The sequence below is a fragment of the Nitrosomonas sp. Nm58 genome (assembly GCF_900107335.1).
GTDB lineage: Bacteria > Pseudomonadota > Gammaproteobacteria > Burkholderiales > Nitrosomonadaceae > Nitrosomonas.
Window position 1 is genome coordinate 18,355 of record NZ_FNPQ01000006.1, and the last position, 19,633, is coordinate 37,987.

The 19,633-nt window shown below is 44.3% G+C and carries 19 protein-coding genes; 10 read left to right on the plus strand and 9 right to left on the minus strand.

The window, feature by feature from the left end:
* Positions 1-239 precede the first annotated feature (239 nt).
* On the plus strand, positions 240-1,682 hold the full coding sequence (mgtE, locus tag BLW34_RS03925; protein WP_090575895.1) for a magnesium transporter: 1,443 nt from the start codon (positions 240-242) through the stop codon (positions 1,680-1,682).
* Between the two features lie 43 nt (positions 1,683-1,725).
* Here the strand turns inward: mgtE and BLW34_RS03930 are convergent, their stop codons facing one another.
* From BLW34_RS03930 to BLW34_RS03970, 9 genes are all read right to left on the minus strand, one after another.
* A complete protein-coding gene (locus tag BLW34_RS03930) occupies positions 1,726-2,841 on the minus strand; it encodes a nucleotidyltransferase domain-containing protein (RefSeq protein ID WP_090575897.1) in 1,116 nt (371 codons plus the stop codon).
* The gene (locus BLW34_RS03935) at positions 2,831-3,739 is read right to left on the minus strand and encodes an HprK-related kinase A (RefSeq protein ID WP_090575900.1); all 909 of its coding nucleotides are present in this window, start codon (positions 3,737-3,739) and stop codon (positions 2,831-2,833) included. Before BLW34_RS03935 ends, BLW34_RS03930 begins: the two co-directional genes overlap by 11 nt.
* Positions 3,740-3,749: 10 nt before the next feature.
* Complete coding sequence (locus BLW34_RS03940; RefSeq protein WP_090575902.1) at positions 3,750-4,046, minus strand: HPr-rel-A system PqqD family peptide chaperone; 297 nt, start codon at positions 4,044-4,046, stop codon at positions 3,750-3,752.
* A gap of 51 nt (positions 4,047-4,097) precedes the next feature.
* Positions 4,098-4,529: a hypothetical protein gene (locus BLW34_RS03945; protein ID WP_090575904.1), complete on the minus strand. Its 432-nt coding sequence runs from the start codon at positions 4,527-4,529 to the stop codon at positions 4,098-4,100.
* A gap of 391 nt (positions 4,530-4,920) precedes the next feature.
* Positions 4,921-8,097 (minus strand): efflux RND transporter permease subunit, encoded by a 3,177-nt coding sequence (locus BLW34_RS03950; RefSeq protein ID WP_090575906.1) that lies wholly within the window; start codon positions 8,095-8,097, stop codon positions 4,921-4,923.
* Positions 8,098-8,129: 32 nt separating this feature from the next.
* Positions 8,130-9,662, minus strand: coding sequence for an efflux RND transporter periplasmic adaptor subunit (locus BLW34_RS03955; RefSeq protein WP_090575909.1), 1,533 nt, complete (start codon positions 9,660-9,662; stop codon positions 8,130-8,132).
* A 3-nt stretch (positions 9,663-9,665) separates the two neighbouring features.
* Positions 9,666-11,063 carry a TolC family protein gene (locus BLW34_RS03960; RefSeq protein WP_090575912.1) on the minus strand — a complete coding sequence of 466 codons (1,398 nt, stop codon included), beginning with the start codon at positions 11,061-11,063 and terminating at the stop codon, positions 9,666-9,668.
* Positions 11,064-11,240: 177 nt separating this feature from the next.
* On the minus strand, positions 11,241-11,573 hold the full coding sequence (locus BLW34_RS03965; RefSeq protein ID WP_256325026.1) for a hypothetical protein: 333 nt from the start codon (positions 11,571-11,573) through the stop codon (positions 11,241-11,243).
* Between the two features lie 153 nt (positions 11,574-11,726).
* Complete coding sequence (locus BLW34_RS03970) at positions 11,727-12,323, minus strand: Maf family nucleotide pyrophosphatase (RefSeq protein ID WP_090575915.1); 597 nt, start codon at positions 12,321-12,323, stop codon at positions 11,727-11,729.
* Positions 12,324-12,381: 58 nt separating this feature from the next.
* Between BLW34_RS03970 and BLW34_RS03975 the strand changes: the two genes are divergently transcribed.
* The 9 genes from BLW34_RS03975 to mltG all read left to right on the plus strand — a co-directional run bounded on the left by BLW34_RS03975 (position 12,382) and on the right by mltG (position 19,632).
* Positions 12,382-12,879 (plus strand): YceD family protein, encoded by a 498-nt coding sequence (locus BLW34_RS03975; RefSeq protein WP_090575918.1) that lies wholly within the window; start codon positions 12,382-12,384, stop codon positions 12,877-12,879.
* A 33-nt stretch (positions 12,880-12,912) separates the two neighbouring features.
* Entirely contained in the window at positions 12,913-13,095 is a 183-nt protein-coding gene (gene rpmF / locus BLW34_RS03980) for a 50S ribosomal protein L32 (protein WP_090542364.1), read from the plus strand.
* A 78-nt stretch (positions 13,096-13,173) separates the two neighbouring features.
* Positions 13,174-14,220: a phosphate acyltransferase PlsX gene (plsX, locus tag BLW34_RS03985; RefSeq protein WP_090575922.1), complete on the plus strand. Its 1,047-nt coding sequence runs from the start codon at positions 13,174-13,176 to the stop codon at positions 14,218-14,220.
* A gap of 10 nt (positions 14,221-14,230) precedes the next feature.
* The gene (locus tag BLW34_RS03990) at positions 14,231-15,187 is read left to right on the plus strand and encodes a beta-ketoacyl-ACP synthase III (RefSeq protein WP_090575925.1); all 957 of its coding nucleotides are present in this window, start codon (positions 14,231-14,233) and stop codon (positions 15,185-15,187) included.
* Positions 15,188-15,190: 3 nt separating this feature from the next.
* Positions 15,191-16,129, plus strand: coding sequence for an ACP S-malonyltransferase (fabD, locus tag BLW34_RS03995; protein WP_090575928.1), 939 nt, complete (start codon positions 15,191-15,193; stop codon positions 16,127-16,129).
* A 33-nt stretch (positions 16,130-16,162) separates the two neighbouring features.
* The gene (gene fabG, locus BLW34_RS04000) at positions 16,163-16,903 is read left to right on the plus strand and encodes a 3-oxoacyl-ACP reductase FabG (RefSeq protein ID WP_177165951.1); all 741 of its coding nucleotides are present in this window, start codon (positions 16,163-16,165) and stop codon (positions 16,901-16,903) included.
* Between the two features lie 182 nt (positions 16,904-17,085).
* Complete coding sequence (gene acpP / locus BLW34_RS04005) at positions 17,086-17,331, plus strand: acyl carrier protein (protein WP_046849580.1); 246 nt, start codon at positions 17,086-17,088, stop codon at positions 17,329-17,331.
* A 33-nt stretch (positions 17,332-17,364) separates the two neighbouring features.
* Positions 17,365-18,606 (plus strand): beta-ketoacyl-ACP synthase II, encoded by a 1,242-nt coding sequence (gene fabF / locus BLW34_RS04010; protein ID WP_090575934.1) that lies wholly within the window; start codon positions 17,365-17,367, stop codon positions 18,604-18,606.
* A 15-nt stretch (positions 18,607-18,621) separates the two neighbouring features.
* A complete protein-coding gene (mltG, locus tag BLW34_RS04015; RefSeq protein ID WP_090575937.1) occupies positions 18,622-19,632 on the plus strand; it encodes an endolytic transglycosylase MltG in 1,011 nt (336 codons plus the stop codon).
* Position 19,633: the final 1 nt, after the last annotated feature.

Here is a 19,633-nt window from a genome sequence, read left to right on the forward strand (position 1 = left end):
TAACGCTCTTCTATTCACGTTCTTCTATTTCTGCTAATTGGCTTAAGAGGCCAGACTGGGTTAACATCCCTCCCTTTTCTTTTACTTTTGGTTCATGAGCAACAAATCTGTAAAAACAGGCACTCATTCCTGTGATATAACAAAAAAAACAATATTTGAATCACTCTGTCTGGCGGTTGACTGAAGTTGATTTCTTGTTTGTTTATTATGACAACCCTTTTTCTACTGGATGATCTGCCATGAGTGAAGATAATAATCACCATGAAAATGAAGGCTTACAAAGTAAACTGGAACGAATAATTTATTTGCTCCGCAAGTACAGGCTGGTAGAAGGGTTGGTGCGCCTACAAGATTCACCACGGCAAGAACTGGTCGAATCCGTTATCCAGAAACAAAATCTGGCGAGCATTCAGAATATGCTCGAGAAGCTTCACCCGGCGGATATTGCACATATTCTGGAAACACTACCACTGGAAGACCGCCTCTTCATATGGGGTCTGGTCAAGGCAGAAAATGATGGGGAGGTGCTGCTCGAAGTATCTGATGCTGTGCGCGAAACGCTCATTGCTGATATGGGCAGCAGCGAATTGGTGGCAGCAGCCGAACAGCTTGATGCAGATGAAATTGCCGATCTTGCACCGGATTTACCCAGCGAAGTTATCGAGGACGTATTCCGGGCGCTGCCTCTGGCAGAGCGAGAGCAGCTGCGCGCTGCCATGTCCTACCCGGAAGACTCTGTGGGTGCGCTCATGGATTTCGACGTCATTACGATACGCGAAGATGTCAGACTTGAGGTGGTATTGCGTTATTTACGGCGCTTAGGTGAATTACCAGACCATACCGATCAGCTGTTTGTCGTTGATCGCAATGAATATCTTAAGGGCGTATTGCTGCTGAATCAGCTATTAGTCACCGATCCCGAGGTCATGGTCAGCGATGCGATGACCAAGGAAATCGCTAAATTTCACCCTCATGACAAAGCACAACAAGCAACCCAGGCTTTTGAACGCTACGATCTTGTTTCCGCCTCAGTGGTTGATGTAGATGGCAAGTTATTAGGGCGAATAACCGTTAACTCAGTCATAGATTTCATCCGGGAAAAAGCCGAAAGTGAAGCGCTCAGCCAGGCTGGTCTGAGCGAAGAAGAGGACTTGTTTGCGCCGATCTGGAAAAGTGTCAAGAACCGCTGGGCGTGGCTTGCCATCAATTTGGTAACAGCTTTTATTGCGTCACGCGTCATTGGCCTGTTTGAGGATTCCATCGAAAAACTGGTTGCACTCGCTGCGCTCATGCCGATCGTAGCAGGGGTGGGTGGAAATTCTGGCAATCAAACGATTACCATGATCGTTCGCGCTATTGCACTGGGCCAGGTCAGCACTGACAGCACAGTTAAACTCATTGGCAAAGAGATTGGTGTCGGTCTGGTAAATGGCTTAGTATGGGGAAGCATCGTTGGATTATTTACTTATATCATTTATCAGAATATTCCGCTTGGCCTGGTCATTGCTTTCGCTATGGTTCTGAACCTTCTACTAGCCGCATTAGTCGGTGTGCTCATTCCATTGACTCGTAAAAAATTGGGTCGCGATCCAGCCATTGGATCCAGTGTTATGATCACCGCTGTAACAGATAGTGGAGGTTTTTTTATTTTTCTAGGACTTGCCACACTCTTTTTGTTATGAGCGAATAGCCATTATTGTTCAATCCGATTCCAAGCTAAAATAGCTATTTTCCTAATTCTTTAGCAACTGTTTTTCCTGGAACCACCATCAAATAACATTTGTAGGTAAGATGAGGTAATAGCAGATGAAGGGGCATTCTTATCCAATGACTGCGCAGATACAGGAGCAAACGCGCTAATCTGGCATATTTCGATGGTTTATCTGGATGCAGCGGGAACAGAGCGGGGGGAACTAGAAAATGCATGATCGATCGCGAAAAGATAGATGGTTTCTCATTTAATTCATTTTCTACGTTTCCAGGCACAGGTGTCTGAAAAACTAGACGAGAAAATTGGATGCCATAAAAAAGTGGCTTTCCTAAACAAAGCTGATTGGCACGTTCAATCAATTTTCTCCAAAACCCTGGATCCTCATTACCGAAAACTGCCAGTGAACCATGGAGATCTAGCAAATCACGCAGATCGTCAGCCAGCTCATTATTTTGAAATAGATTAACTGCGCAGTGAAGCACCATGTCGACAGGACAAAGAATCTTATAATCTGTATGACTGGGTGTCATAGCATCATCAAACAAGAGGCGGGTATCAATTTTCACTCTACTCGTAACAGGCGCAATAGTATGGTGAATATCAATTTCTGTTTCTCGCTCCCTATGGATGAGCGCAGGAATTTCATGACTCCATGCCCGGTAGTAGCGCTCATCATAAGCAGAAATATCCCGATGCCTCCACCCTTTTTTCAATAGCAAGGCCTCGACCTGATCCAGGCTCTCTTTCGGCACCATAATATCCAGATCCACAAAATACCGCCCCTCTGCTGAGGGTAGCTTAGCCAGCGCATAAGCAGCGCCTTTCAGAACAATCATCGGGACTGGAGTGTCTTTTAATGCCGAAGCGATTCTATTTAATTCCCAATGAGCGAGTTGCTGAAGTTTTTTAGCTCGAATCAATCCAGACCGTAATTGATTGGCTGCACGAACAGGAATTTTATCCAGGAGATCTCTTCTCTCAAGCTCAGCCGCCAGAAAACCAAGCAGTTTCACTCTTCTTACCAACCGCAATAACAATTCCCAATCTGGTATTTTATACTCGACTACAGAGGCAGGATTGTTCAGCGCATTAAGTAGTAATCTGTGATGGTCAGGCAAATTACGTGTCATCAGTCAGCTCATTCAAGGCGGCGATCACACGATCAAAATCAGAATAGACGAGTTTGTAACAACGACAAGTTCTCACCAGCTGTGTAACCGCTTTAAAACTTGTCTCACCGAGCATCCCATAATTAAATGAATTGCTGGCCAGCAATAAGAATGCTTCGGATTGAGGTAATGGCTCAAGTTTTAGGGGTGCATTTGCAACCCATTTGGGAAAAACGATCCATTTGGCTTTTGCGGTCTCGCCTGCTCGCTGAATACTTTCCTTAGGTGGTCGAACATGTGCAACCGTGCCTTTCTGGGTATTGAATATTTCATCTCCCAGCACTGCTTCAGGCAAATAATTTCTGATCACACCAATAGATTGATTCTTAAGTGGCATTAATCTTGGTACAGGAAGAAAATCACCCAATTGGGGATCCATCAATCCAAATTCATCTGAGAACAAGCGATATCCGCGATGTACCAGTGCTGTACACAAGGTAGTCTTACCACTACCGGGCCAGGCTGGCAGTAACATTGCACCATCATTTCTCTCTACCACAGCAGAATGAAACAATAATAAATGATTAGTTCGGACAGCCACCGCCAGATTAATCCCCCATTCTAAAACCGCTAATGCTTGATCTGATGGAAAAGAAGGAAAGGGAGATTGCCCATCGATCAAAAAGCGAACAAATGAAGCAAACGGCCGCCTAACGGAGTGTTTTGGCAGAACTTGCACATGAAATTCGGCAATTTCATCTTCAATTAACTCATAGTTAGCATAAAGAGGGTAAAGCTGATTTGCTAGTTGTAGCAGCTTGGTGCGTATTTGAACATTGAAAGGTCCCAACTTAACTCTAAGCCCCTGCTCAGAAAGCAGAGAAACAAATCTCTCAACGGGAACCTGTTCAACGATCACATGAATGATCCTATTTTACTTGTTCTATTAAACCCAGCTCATCAAAACGATGAAGAGTTTTACTCACCTGATCAGAAAAAGTCGTATCAGACTGCAATTGAAACTGGTTCATCAAGTTTTGACAAATCTCATCTACGGAAATAGCAGACAAAGGACGGCTATGGAGATCCACAAGAATCTGAAATCCCATCTGATTCAAGAAATGAGTTTTCCCAGATTCAGGATGAAAAACAGTATACTCACCACTCCATTCTTCTATATGTAAAGATGAAAAATTAACCGACCGCCAAGATGTTTTGGAGGACACGCTCTTATTCGAAAACTACTTAATCAATATAATATATATATATAAAAGCTCTTACAATATACTAGAATCTGGCAAGACTCCTTTACCACTCAGAGAGGCATAGGCAGTAGCTGAAATCAAGATTCCTCCTTCCCTTTGACATGCGCTAGCTTGCAGATCAGCACTATCCGCACTATCAACCGTCACCGATGGGAGGGTACCTAGATCAACGGGTCTTTCATTTACAACATCCACACTCCCATCAGGACCGGGATGGACACACAGTAAATCCCCGTTCGTACTCTTCGCTGCAACATCCAAATTCTCAATCGGAGTGACTAGATTACTCGTGCGCGCTACTTGAGCCGCAACACTGCTACTCAGCGTCATGATAATTGGAATAGCAACGGTATTTTTGAGCAGCCGCCTACGATTATGCTCTGGTGAAACGGTTGATGAATCCTTGATCGGATCCGATTGCTTCTGAAATTTATCTTTTGACATTTCCAATACTCCTTCACGATGAGCAGGGATCTATTGTTATCCCAGCTTTCCTGATCGTTACCAACGATGCCTGCTTATGCAGTATATCACCAGTCCATTTTATTCGGGTACTTCCACTTAGCAAGAAATAATTATGATCGCACCCTTTCTCTCAATTTATATGAAGCAAGATACATACCATCGCTGCGCATTATGCAACTAAACAAATAAAAACAATAGTATGCAACTTCATAGTTTTTCCCAAATACAGTTGCAAATATTGCATCTGTAAAAAAAATCGACAAGACCTCCTTGCACTATAAAACAAAACGCTATAAAACCATTGTCCCCAGCAAAACATCGTTGCTCATAACGTTATCCCATCGCTACCATAGGCTCATGCCAATTAGAATTAATCATAGTAGCGCTCAGACCGAATCCCTGCTTGCCTGTAAATCCATTGATAGAGCACCGGCAAGACCAGTAACGTCAGCGCCGTGGAAGACAAGATACCCCCAATCACCACGGTGGCCAATGGTCGCTGCACTTCTGCACCCGTACCCGTAGCCAGCGCCATCGGAACAAAACCAATTGCAGCCACCAGCGCTGTCATCAACACAGGGCGCAGCCGGGTAAGTGCGCCTTGCTGAACCGCATCATCCAATGCCAGCCCCTGTTCTCGCAAATTACGAATAAAGGCCAGCATCACCAGACCATTCAATACAGCCACACCAGAAAGTGCAATAAAACCTACTCCTGCAGAAATGGACAAGGGAATATCACGTAACCATAGCGCCATCACACCACCCGTCAGCGCAAATGGGACGCCTGTAAACATTAACAGTCCATCACGGAAATTGCCAAACATTGTATATAACAAAATCAGGATCAGCCCAAGTGCGACTGGAATCACGATCTGAAGTCGTTGAGCAGCGGAAATCATTTGTTCAAACTGCCCCCCCCATGTCACCCAATATCCGGTGGGGATTCGTATTTTTTCAGCAATCAGTGCTTCCGCTTCACTGACGAAAGAACCCAGGTCTCGGCCGCGCACATTTGCGGTCACGACCACCCTCCGCTTGCCATTTTCACGACTGACCTGGTTAGGGCCCTGGACAATTTGAAAGTTAGCCACTTCACCCAGCGTCACATATGCAGGTGTAACAGCTGCTGGAGACATATTTCCAATCCCTGCTATGTTTAAAGCAGGCACACCAATTGGCAGGCGCTTGAGTGTTTCAATATCACCCCGTAAATGTTCAGGCAACCGCACTTGCAGATCAAAACGGCGATCACCCTCAAAAATAAGCCCAGCGCTTCGCCCGCCCATCGCAATCGCAACGGCATCCTGCACATCGGTCACATTCAATCCAAACCGCGCCATCTTTGCCCGATCCATTTGGATGGAAAGTACAGGCAGGCCGGTGACTTGCTCAACCCTGACATCTGATGCGCCTGAAACAGTGCTCAGCAGCTTTTCAATCTGCTCACCTACTTCAAACAACGTATCCATATCGTCGCCAAACACTTTTACTGCAACATCTGCACGTACGCCCGATATCAGCTCGTTAAAACGCATTTGTATGGGTTGGGTAAATTCATAATTGTTACCGGGTACTTTCAGCACCATCTCTTCCATTGCGGCAATTAATTCTGCTTTAGTACGATAAGATCCGGTCCATTCTGATTGCGGCTTAAGCATGATGAAGATATCTGCCACGCTGGGCGGCATGGGATCAGTTGCAATTTCAGCAGTTCCAATCTTGGAAAATACCCCATCTACTTCAGGAAATGACTTGATGGTTTCCTCTAGCTCGTTCTGCATTTCAACCGCCGTCGTCAGACTGGTACCAGGGATACGGAGGGCATGCAGCGCAATATCCCCTTCGTTCAGACTCGGAACAAATTCACTTCCTATGCGGGTTGTCAGCAAGCCTGAAAGCACCACAATGACCACAGCGATAGTGATCGTAAGTCCATGATTACGCATCGCTGCGATCAGCATAGGCTTATAAATACGCTTTGCCCAGGTTACGACCAGACTCTCTTTTTCTGTGACTTTGCCGGAAAGAAAAAGCGCTACGGCCGCCGGAACAAAAGTAATGGAAAGAATCATTGCCCCAACTAGCGCTGTCACAACTGTAGAAGCCATGGGATGGAACATTTTACCTTCCACACCTGTTAACGCAAAAATAGGAAGATAAACGATGATGATGATCAATTCACCATAAATCAGTACCCGGCGCGCTTCTTTGGTTGCATCGAATACCAACTCAAGGCGCTCGGAAAGCGTTAACGTCCGCCCCAATCTTCCTTGCTCATGTGCTAAGCGACGAATACTATTCTCGACAATAACAATTGCCCCATCCACGATAATACCAAAATCGAGCGCGCCCAGACTCATCAGGTTAGCGCTGACATGATTAGCCACCATTCCACTAAACGTAAACAGCATTGATAACGGAATAACCAACGCAGCAATCAATGCAGCGCGCAGATTCCCCAAGAACAGAAGCAGCACCACGATGACCAGCGCTGCGCCTTCCAATAGATTAGTGGCCACGGTATGGATGGTTTTGTCCACCAGTGTCGTACGGTCATAAACTGGTTTAGCCACGATGCCTTCAGGCAAGCTGCGATTGATTTCAGCCAGCTTCTTGGCAGCTGCCTGAGAAACGATCCGGCTATTCTCCCCGATCAGCATATGCACCGTACCTAACACGACTTCTTGACCGTTTTGGGTGGCAGCCCCTGTGCGCAATTCCTTACCGATCAAAATATCCGCCACATCTTTAACGCGTATCGGGATACCCTGCCGAGAGCCAAGTGTGATATTGCCAATTTCATCAAGGTTGGTAACCTGACCAGGTAGGCGAACCAAATACTGTTCACCGCTTTTTTCGATATATCCAGCGCCGACATTGAGATTGTTACGCTCCAAAGCGGTTACCACATCCTGAATCGTCAAACCGTAAGCAATCAGTTTTTCTGGATAAGGTGTAACATGAAACTGTTTGACGAATCCCCCTATTGAATTCACTTCAGTCACACCTTGAACCATGCGTAGCTGAGGTCGAATAATCCAATCCTGGATTTCCCGCAGATCAGTGGCTGTATAAGCGGTACCATCGGGTTTGCGGGCGCCTTTCTCAGTCCCGACTGTCCACATGAAAATCTCTCCCAATCCCGTGGAAATTGGCCCCATCGTAGGTTCGATTCCGACAGGCAGCCTGCCTTTAGCTTCCTGGATACGCTGACTGACCAACTGGCGCGCGAAATAGATATCCGTTCCATCCTCGAATATCACCGTTACCTGAGACAAGCCATAGCGAGAAAGAGAGCGGGTATAATCAAGATTGGGCAGGCCCGCCATGATGGTCTCAACCGGAAAAGTAATGCGCTGCTCCACTTCGACTGGCGAATAGCCCGCCGCTACCGTATTAATCTGTACCTGAACATTAGTAATGTCTGGCACGGCATCAATGGGTAGCTTTTGGTAACTATAAATACCAACCACGGCCATCATCAGCACTGCTACGAGTATCAGTCCGCGATGATGAATGGATAGATGTAAAATTCGTTCAAGCATGATGACTGACTCCGCTGAGGTGACTGGATGAATTAGTGATCGTGACTCGCACCAGTTTTACCCAGTTCAGCTTTAATGGCAAAGCTGTTACCTGCCGCATATTGTTCCCCGGCAGATAATCCCTTGAGCACTTCAACCATCGTGCCATCACTCCGACCAAGCTCCAGTGGTCGTGCTTCGAAATAGTTTCCGTAACGAGCAAATACGACCGACCAATCACGTAATGTTTGAATCGCTTCTACCAATACCGCTACAGGCACCTGTATTTCTTCTGCTACCAGCTCGGCATTGACAAACATGCCGGGCCGCCATCTCTCATCATGGTTATCCAGTTCGACACGCGCTGTAGCTGCACGTGTTGGTCCACCGATCAACGTCGTTACATAGGTGACAGTCCCCTCCCCTTCCACATCAAATGCTGTCGCCTTAATCGTTGCTTGCTGTCCGACTTTAACTACACTCAAATCTTTTGGATAAACCGTGATCGCTGCCCATATTGTCGAGACATCGGCAATCGTAAAAATTGCTTTATCCTCTTTAACCGCTTCCCCCAAGACGATCGCTTTTTCGGTAATAACGCCCGGAATCGGCGCACGAATTTCATAACGGGAAAGATTCTTTCCCGAATGAGCAGATTCAGGACTTACCCCAAGGGCGTGTAGCCTTTCAGATGCAAGTTCCAGCGCGATTTTGGCTTCATCCCATTGCTGCTGGGCCGTTAGATACTCCTGCTTGGCAGTGATCTTTTCTTCCCATAATTGTTTTTCACGTTCATAGGTGGTTTGTGCTAATGCCAGTCGTTTGCGCGCAATGAGATATTGACTGCGCAAATCAGCCAGCATGGGACTTTCAATAACTGCCAGCATCTCTCCTTTTTGTACCTGCTGGCCATGATGGCGTTCGACCGAAATCACCATGCCTGGTATACGCGGAACAACTTGCAGGATGGTATGTTCATTAAAAATGATTTCTCCAGGCAATCTGAGCGTTGGTTTAATAATTGCAGGGATCGCTGTAGCAATTTGAACGCCAGTACTTTTCAATGTCTCGTCCGACATTTCTACCCGGGCCTCGACCTGGCTATACCCCCAACGAAAAGTCTTGCCGTTCCATTCTGCTACAATCACCACATCAAAAGAGTGCGGCTCTTCTACCTCTTGATCACCGATCAGATAATCGCCTTCGGGTGTAAAGCGGAATAATTGGGCGGGTGCACCCAGGCGTGTCAATGTAATACTGACATTCGCCTCAGCAGGCGGAATCAACCCGCCTTCACGGTAAAGATAAAGCCGAAATTGGGGGGGCACCCCTTTTTCAAAAATAGTTACTTCCACACTAAAATCATCTGTCGTAAAAAGCTTTCCTCCTCTGGGACCTTGAGCCGGTTGATACTGACCATCCCTCTCCCCAGATGCAGAATCAATAGCAGACACCCCCTTCCCCTCACTCGTTGTTGCATCTATCGAACGAGGTGCAGTGGATTTACCTAGGGTTAGAATGAGTCCACTTAGAACAATACCGATGATGATCACGATCACAATAGGCATCCATCGTGTTTTATCCATTGCTTATTCCTTGTATTCCAGATTGTCTTCAGATTGGCGTGTATCACTCATGCTGAGAAAATCATCAATCGGCGCCGCGATTAAACGCTCGATTTCATTGATCAACCGCTGATAATTAGCAAGTGCACGCACATACAAAACCCGGTTCTGAAACAAAGCACGCTGCGCATCAAGCATTTCCAGGAAGCTGAACCTCCCCAGCTCATAACCTCTATTCGCCACCTCAAATGCACTTCTGGCGCCTGGCAACACCTCATCATGCAGCAGCTTAATCTCATTCTGCGCCGCCAGTAATGCCTGATACGCCCGCGACAGCTCTGTTCTTAGTAACAACTCGGCCGCAGTCTGTTCATCCTTCGCCTTGTTCAAACGCTGATAAGCTTCCTGCAAATTGCCCTGATTCCGGTCAAATACCGGAATCGGTATGGATAAGTTGACAACTGCAGTGGTATCTTCAGTTACCAAGTAGCGCCTTACCCCGCCTCCCAGCGTTACATCAGGAATGCGCCTCGACTTCTCAAGTTCGATAATCGCTTTACGATGTTCGATATTTTTAACACTGCGTAACGCCAAAGGATTATTTAGAATACGCCGTTCTAGCACTTCAAAAACCGGGATCACGACAGTCGACTCAAGATCTCCCAGTACTTTGCCAAATTGCGGCATGGCACTGCCCCACAAGAGCGCCAATTGTGTACGCGTTGAAGCGAGATCTCGTCTCGCTTGCTCAAGCTCGATATTCGCTGTTGAAAGCGCAACCTTGGATCGTGTTTCCTCGATTGGGGGCGCCTTACCTGACTCGACCCGCTTAGAAGCTGAATCGACTACTTTCTGTGTCAGCTGTAAAGTTTCCTCTGCCACCCGCAACCGCTCTTGTCCTGCCAATACATCGATAAACATATTAGCTGTTCTTGCAATCAGCTCCAGCTTTTTGGCTTCATAACTTTTATCCGCTAATTCCTGCCCTAGCGATGCCACATTTATCCTTGCACTACGTTTTCCACCCAGTTCGATTAACTGACTGATCCGGAAAGTGGTAAATCGTTGAAGCGCTGAGTTGGAGGAATTAACATCTTCTGCTTCGACAGTGAAATCAGGATTCCTAAACTTACTTGCCTGAAGTTTTGTTCCTTCAAAAGCAAGTATCTCCTTAGAAAAAGATGCAAGCTCAGGATTGTTTTGCAACATGAGCTCCAATACATCACGCAAGGTTAAATCGACCTCTTCAGCGGGCAACGACTGTGCAAGAGAATTCAAAGGCTTATCGGTATTTAAACCTATTGAATCAGAACTTGCCATCACCCGGAATGGGTAGCAAAAAATTACCAGAAACAGGATTAAGATTTGTACTTTATGCGGCAGGCAAACCTGTAACACCTTGTGTCGTAATCTAAATTTCATAGCATCCTCTGCAAAAGCGTTAATACTTTTAGCTTGTGCTCGCAATGACGAGCAGATTGGCAGCGCTGTTGAATCACGCCATATCTACACCGCGAATACGGCTTATTTGAATAATGATGAGGGCATCACACCCTAATCATACGACACTCAAACCACTCGCATGATCTAGGGATTCAACTATAGAGTGGCAGGATTCTTTCGAGGAGGACGGAAAAGAGAATCTGGAATAGATTCAGGAATGATTTCAGAAACAAATACCGTCAAAACTTCTGCCTCAGCAACTGAGGCCATTATCAGAAACGGTGAATTCACAAAAAAAGGCTGATATTGTCCGGCTGCATGAAGACATAAATGCGTAGCCGCATCCAGCTCACCGTTATCACCAAGAGCATGGTGCAGATCAAGATGCTTTTGTGGATCAGCAGTAAACAAAGCAGCATGATAGTGATGATCCAGTTCATGAGCGAAGACCTTGTCATTAAACGACCAACCTAATGTATTCGTGAGCATGCTCACGAAAAAAATCAAGATGACAGAATTAATAGTTAATCGCTTACGCATATTGGAAATCTATCACTGCTAATCATATTGCTTGCAGATCTTTGTTTAAAGCATTAAAAATTATCAGGCTAATTGATCCGTTGATGACTGTAAAGAAAAAATTCAAATAATTTCTACTCCTTCTTGCATCAACATTTCTACTAATGCAATAAGCGGCAGTCCAATCAGAGCATTTGGATCATCTCCCCTCATTCGCTCGATCAATGCAATCCCGAGACCTTCAGATTTAGCACTTCCCGCACAATGATAAGGCTGCTCTTTGGACAGATAACGCTCAATTTGTTGATCGCTTAACTCGCGAAATTTAACAAAATACGGAACAATCCTTTTTTGCAGTCGGTTAGTGCGACTATTCAATAAACATAGCGCTGTATGAAAAACAACCTCTTTACCCTGCATAAAATGTAACTGCTTGACCGCATTAGCATGATTCATGGGCTTACCTAATTGAGTACTTCCCAGCACAGCGACCTGATCCGCAGCTATGATAAGAGCATCGCTATAAATTGCAGCTATAGCATGTGCTTTATCTTCAGCCAATCTAAGGGCAGTGGCTTCAGGCATTTCATCTTGCAAAGGTGTTTCATCAATTGCCGGACTTACCGATTCAAAAGGAAGTTTTAGACGCTGAAGTAGTTCGCGGCGATATAATGAACTGGATCCCAAAATAAGTCTTGGGTGAACATACTGTTTTTTCAAAATGTTATAATAGTTACAATAGAATTTTGACACCTAATTATAAAAAATATAGCATGCAATGTTTACGCATAAACGCTTTATCATAGATTCTCTCAATTTTGTCCGCAATTCCGAGGTACATCATGGTAGAATCTTGCCCGCTGAATTGGAACGTTTACGCGAATATTTACTGGATCATTCTGGAGAGATTGTTTACTCGATAAGTGGTGTTTTTGACGAAAAAGGTAGACCGACACTCAAAATAATGATCACAGGAATGGTTACTCTTTGTTGTCAGCGTTGCCTCAGTAAGCTAGAACATACATTGGATGTGAAAACTAGTTTGCTAATAGCAAGAAATCAAGATGAGTACTCATATTATGATGAAGATAATTCAGTTGATGCCATTCTAGCATCTCCTGATATTGATGCATTAACACTTATTGAGGATGAGATCATTCTGAGTTTACCCATTTCTCCTCGTCACCAGGAGAATGAGTGCTCAATAAATAACATTACTATCAGCACTTCAGAAAAGAAACACCCCTTTATTTCATTGAAGTCGTTAAAGAAGTAAACATACTAAAGTTTAATTTGGAGTCAACATATTATGGCTGTTCAGCAAAATAAAAAATCCCCTTCCAAGCGTGGCATGCATCGTTCCCACGATTTTCTGACTAACCCACCTTTAGCCATAGAGCCTACTACTGGGGAAGTACACTTACGTCACCATATTAGCCCTAATGGATACTACCGCGGCAAGAAAGTCATTAAAACCAAAAACGACGAATAGATTCCGTATATATCTCGCCTTTGATTTCATCAAACACTACCCGCAACTGTCATAGCGTACTATCAAGAGTAATCTAAAGTGAACATCACTGTGGCGATTGATTGTATGGGCGGTGATCATGGCCCACATGTTACAGTTCCTTCAGCAGTGGAGTATTTACTTCGCGACCCTGAGGTAGATATTATTTTGGTCGGAATTCCTGATGCGATCAAAACCGAATTACGCGCCGTTAATATGCCTCTCAGTTCACGAATAAGACTATATGCTGCCAGTGAGGTGGTAAGTATGGATGAGCCTCCGGCATTAGCTTTGCGAAACAAAAAAGACTCCTCCATGCGTGTTGCGATTAATTTGGTTAAAAGTGGTGAAGCACAGGCATGCATCAGTGCTGGTAATACAGGAGCGTTATTAGCAACCTCTCGATTTGTTCTAAAAACCATACAAGGTATTGATAGACCAGCGCTTGCAGTTGTTTTGCCTACCATTACAGGACACACCTACATATTGGATTTAGGTGCAAACGTCAATTGCACTGCTGAACACCTACTACAATTTGGTATGATGGGCGCAACGCTGGTATCTTCCATTGAGAATAAGAAATCCCCGAGCATTGGTTTGCTAAATATAGGCGAAGAAGATATCAAAGGCAATGAAGTGGTCAAGCAGGCAGCAGAACTACTACGCGATAGCGGATTAAATTTCTACGGAAACATCGAAGGTGATGATATTTATAAGGGAACAACAGACGTCGTGGTTTGTGATGGTTTTGTTGGCAATGTTGCCTTAAAAACTTCAGAAGGCGTAGCGCAAATGCTCGCTACTTTTTTACGCCAAGAATTCAGACGCAATATATTTTCGCGAGCTGCAGGACTCGTAGCTTTGCCTGTTATCAACGCTTTCAAACGACGAGTTGATCATCGCCAGTACAATGGTGCCAGCCTGCTTGGGCTACGTGGCATTGTTATAAAAAGCCATGGATCTGCTGATAGGCATGCATTTTGTGCAGCCATCAAACGGGCCACTGAGGAAGTGCGCGGGGGAATGTTGCGTCATATCAGTGAACACATAGCAGAATTACAACACAATATCAAAAAAAATAAATTCAATTCAGCTACTGTGGAATGAAACAATAAAAATGTACTCAAGAATCATTGGAACAGGCAGTTATTTACCTGAAAAAATTCTGACTAATCATGATCTCGAGCGTATGGTGGATACCAGTGATGAATGGATACGTGCTCGCACTGGCATTATCCAACGCCATATTGCGGCTGAGAATCAGATGGCAAGTGATCTTGCGCTGGAAGCAAGTCGCAGAGCTATAGATGCAGCAGGTATTCAAGCTCAAGAGATTGATCTGATCATTCTGGCTACGACAACCCCGGACATGATTTTTCCGAGCACTGCTTGTATTCTGCAGGATAAACTTGGCATTAGTGATGGCCCAGCATTTGATGTGCAAGCGGTATGTAGCGGCTTTATTTATGCTCTGGCTACGGCTGACATGTTTGTCAGTTCTGGCAAGTGTCGAAATGCACTGGTTGTAGGAACCGAAGTATATTCACGCATTCTTGATTGGACTGACCGTAGCACTTGTGTTTTATTTGGCGATGGCGCTGGGGCTGTAGTATTGACGCAAAGCAATCAACCTGGAATACTTTCAAGTCATTTGCATGCCAACGGAAGCTATAACAAAGTACTTGCAGCACCGGGTAATATCTGTGGCGGTAAAATTCAAGGCTCACCTTTTATTACTATGGAAGGAAACACTGTATTCAAATTTGCAGTTAAAGTTTTAGAAGAGGCGGTGTCTGAGGCCATCACAGCTAATAATTTACAAGCATCCGATATTGATTGGTTGATTCCCCATCAAGCAAACATCCGTATCATAAAATCTACTGCCAAGAAACTTGGAATTCCAATGAAAAAAGTGGTTACGACTGTCGATCAGCATGGTAACACTTCCGCCGCTTCTGTACCGTTAGCTTTGGACATTGCCGCACGTGACGGACGTATTAAAACTGACCAGTATGTCTTACTGGAAGGTGTTGGCGGCGGTTTTACTTGGGGGTCAGTACTACTGCGCTGGTGATACATGAAAACTGCATTTGTTTTTCCTGGACAGGGATCGCAATCAATCGGCATGATGAAAGGTTACGCAGATCTCCCATTGATGCACGAAACATTTTCTGAGGCTGCTGATATTCTTAAGCAGGATTTATGGATATTGGTTAATCAAGGTTCAGCTGAAGATATTAACTCAACAATCAATACACAGCCCATTATGTTAACGGCTGGGGTCTCAGTTTATCGCGCATGGGAAAGCTTGGGAGGAAAAAAACCAGATTACTTAGCAGGACACAGCTTGGCGGAGTATACGGCACTCGTTGTATCGGGAGTTTTAAGTTTTTCTGATGCACTAAGGCTGGTAAGTTATCGCGCAAAAATCATGCAAGAGTGTGTCCCGGAAGGTGTGGGTGGCATGGCGGCAATAGTAGGATTAGATGATGATGAAGTACGAGCAGTTTGTACTGAGGTTATGAGTAATTACGAAGGAATGTTATTAGAACCCGCTAATTTCAACTCACCCGGTCAAGTAGTCATCGCCGGCCATAAAAATGCGGTACAGCATGCAATGGAGCTATCCAAAGCAAAAGGCGCGAAGCTAACAGTGTTGTTGCCAATGAGTATTCCATCACATTGCTCACTCATGAAACCAGCCGCAGAAAAAATGCGTCAATTACTTGAGAAAATATCGTTTGAATCACCCACGATCCCCATTTTGCATAATGTAGATGTACAACAGCATTATGAGGCCGCGTCTATCAGAGAAATATTGGCAAAGCAGCTATATAGTCCAGTACGATGGACAGAAACCATTCGCGCTTTTGTATCAGCGGGTGTAGATCATGTCGTCGAATGTGGACCAGGCAAGGTATTAACCGGTTTGACAAAGCGTATCGATGGAAAATTAAAAAGCTTATCACTGACGGATAGTAATACCCTCAAACAGACAATCGATATATTGAAATAAATTGCAGCCAATATATTATCAAACGGAGAAATAATGTTAGACACCCAAGTAGCTTTAGTTACAGGCGCCAGCCGAGGAATTGGACAAGCTATAGCCTCTGAGTTAGGCAAGCATGGTGCTATTGTAATAGGTACGTCGACAACTCAGGATGGCGCAGAAATTATCAGTCAGTATCTAAAAGAAGCCCAAATAAAAGGAATGGGCCTAGCAATGAATGTCAACAGCATTGCACAAATTAATAGCGCCATTGAAACTATCCGTGAAATATTTGGTGAGATTAGTATATTGGTCAATAATGCTGGAATCACTCGCGACAATTTACTGGCCAGAATGAAAGATGAAGAATGGGATGAAATCATCGAAACCAACCTAAAATCGGTATTCCTCCTAAGTCGCGCTGTACTACGCTCCATGATGAAAGCTCGCTCAGGACGGATTATTAATATTTCATCTGTTGTCGGGGTAACCGGCAACCCCGGACAAACAAATTATGCTGCAGCCAAAGCTGGTATGATCGGTTTCAGTAAATCACTAGCGCGTGAGGTAGGAAGCCGAAATATTACCATTAATTGCATTGCTCCTGGGTTTATCGATACTGATATGACGCGATCTCTTACCGCTGAGCAGCAGCAAAATCTAATCCAGCATATTCCATTAGGAAGATTGGGGCACCCAGCAGATATAGCGTCAGCAGCAGTCTTTCTAGCTTCTCCAGCAGCAAGTTACATTACAGGCACGACTTTACACGTGAATGGTGGAATGTATATGGATTAATTGAATTTAGTAATTTGGAGAAAACCTTCCAAATTACGGCATTAATCTTTATGTCAAATGATCCTATTAATAAAAAGCTTTGTTAGAAATAGCCTGAATGTAGTAAAGGTGTTAGTTTTGTTAGTATAAGAAATTTGTTAAAATTGTTTAGATTTTCTCACGTAGACAGGAAGGGTGTATAGATGGAAAATACAGATATAGAACAACGCATTAAAAAAATTGTAGCCGAACAATTAGGTGTAAATGAAGCAGACGTCAAAAATGAATCCTCTTTTGTAAATGACTTAGGTGCTGATTCGCTTGATACCGTAGAGCTTGTTATGGCATTGGAAGAGGAATTTGAGTGCGAGATTCCTGACGAACAAGCTGAAAAAATCAATACTGTTCAAGAAGCGATTGACTACGTTAATCAGCATACCTCTCATTAATTTTTCTTCTATCTTTATCTACCGGAGTTATTTTTGTCCAAACGTAGGATAGTCGTTACAGGACTAGGTATTGTTTCACCTGTAGGAAATAATGTTTCTGATGCCTGGCAGAACATTGTTGCTGGAAAATCTGGCATTACCAAGATCACTCGCTTTGATGCTTCATCTTTTTCTTCACAAATTGCTGGCGAAGTTAAGGATTTCGAAATTACGCAGTATCTATCAGCAAAGGATGCGCGCCGAATGGATATTTTTATTCATTACGGCATGGCAGCGGCAATCCAAGCAATAGAAGATGCGGGTGTTGAAGATCTGGCAGGGCTTGATCCAGAACGTATAGGCGTTAATATTGGCTCTGGTATCGGTGGCCTGCCAATGATTGAAGATACTGATACTGCTTATCATGCTGGCGGGCCACGTAAAATTTCTCCGTTTTTCATACCCAGTACTATCATCAACATGATATCCGGTAATCTATCTATCATGTTCGGATATAAAGGTCCCAATTTGGCTATTGTGACTGCATGCACTACTTCTACCCATACTATTGGTAGCTCCGCACGCATGATTGAATATGGGGATGCAGATATTATGGTTTGCGGTGGTGCAGAATCATGTGTAAGTCCGCTTGCGATTGGGGGATTTTCTTCAGCCAGAGCTCTATCAGTCCGGAATGATGACCCCGCTTCAGCCAGCCGTCCCTGGGATAGAGATAGAGATGGCTTTGTTTTAAGTGAAGGCGCCGGTATTTTAGTTTTAGAAGAACTGGAACATGCAAAACAACGTGGTGCAAAAATATATGCAGAACTCGTTGGATTCGGTATGAGCGCGGATGCACATCACATGACTGCCCCGTGCGAAGATGGCGAAGGAGCAGCCCGATGTATGTCAAACGCTCTTAAGACCGCAGGTGTTAACACCAATGAGGTTAACTATATCAATGCTCATGGCACCTCGACTCCTTTGGGCGATATAGCCGAAACGATTGCAATCAAACGGTGTTTTGGCGATCATGCAAGAAAACTTGTTATCAATTCTACCAAATCAATGACTGGTCACTTATTAGGGGCTGCTGGTGGAATAGAGGCCATATTTTCTGTACTGACTCTATACCATCAACTCGTACCACCTACTATTAATCTTTTTGAACCTGATCCAGAGTGTGATTTGGATTATGTTCCCAATACTGCCAGAGATATGAAAATCAATTTAGCAATATCAAACTCCTTCGGGTTTGGGGGAACTAACGGCACGTTGGCATTTCGTAAGATTTAGCTATAGATTTGGCGTATGTGGGCATTAAAGCGCCTCTTCCAGAAACCAGGATTACTTTTTTTATTTACTTTCATTGGAATTGCTCTCTTTGTCGGTTGGTTTTATTATCTTGTTAATACTGCAACTAAGTTACCATTTACCCCTTACGAATTGTCGATTACATCAGGAAACAACCTAAAAAGTATTTCCAATCGACTAACTTCTGATCATTTGATCCCCAATGCCTGGTCTTTCATCTTATTATCGAAAGTGCTCGGCTATGAATCATCTATAAAGGCAGGTGAATATGTACTTGTTGAAGATACTTCCCCTCGGCAGTTACTGGAATATCTTGTTAAGGGTGATGCGAAACAAAATGAAATTCGGTTCATTGAAGGGTGGACATTTCTCCAGCTCAGGAAAGTGTTAGATGAACATCCAGCAATTCGACACGATACACTTAATCTTAGCGAGCAAGAAATTCTACAGCTGATTGGTGCCAGTGAATTAAAAGCAGAAGGCTTATTTTTCCCGGACACCTATTTTTTTCTAACAGATAGCAGCGATATTAGCATTTTAAAACGCGCCTACCGAACAATGCAAAATCATCTAAAAGCAGCCTGGTCTTCTCGAAAAGAATCTCTTCCCTTAGAATCAGAATATGAAGGATTGATTCTAGCTTCGATCATTGAAAAAGAGACTGGCAAGGAAAGTGACCGCGGCATTATTGCAGGCGTATTAGTCAATCGGCTGCACTTGGGTATGAAACTGCAAGTTGATCCAGCTGTTATATATGGAATAGGCCATAAATTTGATGGCAATTTACGTAAGCAAGACTTGCTTAGCGATCAAGAATACAATACTTATACCCGTTCCGGACTTCCTCCCTCGCCTATTGCTATGCCAGGACTAGCTTCAATTCAAGCAGCTTTTAATCCAGCAGAGACCGATGCGCTCTATTTTGTTGCGAAGGGTAATGGTGAATCGCATTTTTCAACCAAACTGAAAGACCATAACCGTGCTGTGCATGAATACCAGAAACGGTAGT

Excerpts from the sequence above, each read along its gene's own strand:
- mgtE (WP_090575895.1), top strand. The coding sequence starts at position 240 with ATGAGTGAAGATAATAATCACCATGAAAATGAAGGCTTACAAAGTAAA.
- BLW34_RS03930 (WP_090575897.1), bottom strand. The coding sequence starts at position 2,841 with ATGACACGTAATTTGCCTGACCATCACAGATTACTACTTAATGCGCTG.
- BLW34_RS03945 (WP_090575904.1), bottom strand. The coding sequence starts at position 4,529 with ATGTCAAAAGATAAATTTCAGAAGCAATCGGATCCGATCAAGGATTCA.
- BLW34_RS03950 (WP_090575906.1), bottom strand. The coding sequence starts at position 8,097 with ATGCTTGAACGAATTTTACATCTATCCATTCATCATCGCGGACTGATA.
- BLW34_RS03955 (WP_090575909.1), bottom strand. The coding sequence starts at position 9,662 with ATGGATAAAACACGATGGATGCCTATTGTGATCGTGATCATCATCGGT.
- BLW34_RS03960 (WP_090575912.1), bottom strand. The coding sequence starts at position 11,063 with ATGAAATTTAGATTACGACACAAGGTGTTACAGGTTTGCCTGCCGCAT.
- BLW34_RS03965 (WP_256325026.1), bottom strand. The coding sequence starts at position 11,573 with ATGCTCACGAATACATTAGGTTGGTCGTTTAATGACAAGGTCTTCGCT.
- BLW34_RS03975 (WP_090575918.1), top strand. The coding sequence starts at position 12,382 with ATGTTTACGCATAAACGCTTTATCATAGATTCTCTCAATTTTGTCCGC.
- rpmF (WP_090542364.1), top strand. The coding sequence starts at position 12,913 with ATGGCTGTTCAGCAAAATAAAAAATCCCCTTCCAAGCGTGGCATGCAT.
- BLW34_RS03990 (WP_090575925.1), top strand. The coding sequence starts at position 14,231 with ATGTACTCAAGAATCATTGGAACAGGCAGTTATTTACCTGAAAAAATT.
- fabD (WP_090575928.1), top strand. The coding sequence starts at position 15,191 with ATGAAAACTGCATTTGTTTTTCCTGGACAGGGATCGCAATCAATCGGC.
- fabG (WP_177165951.1), top strand. The coding sequence starts at position 16,163 with ATGTTAGACACCCAAGTAGCTTTAGTTACAGGCGCCAGCCGAGGAATT.
- acpP (WP_046849580.1), top strand. The coding sequence starts at position 17,086 with ATGGAAAATACAGATATAGAACAACGCATTAAAAAAATTGTAGCCGAA.
- mltG (WP_090575937.1), top strand. The coding sequence starts at position 18,622 with ATGTGGGCATTAAAGCGCCTCTTCCAGAAACCAGGATTACTTTTTTTA.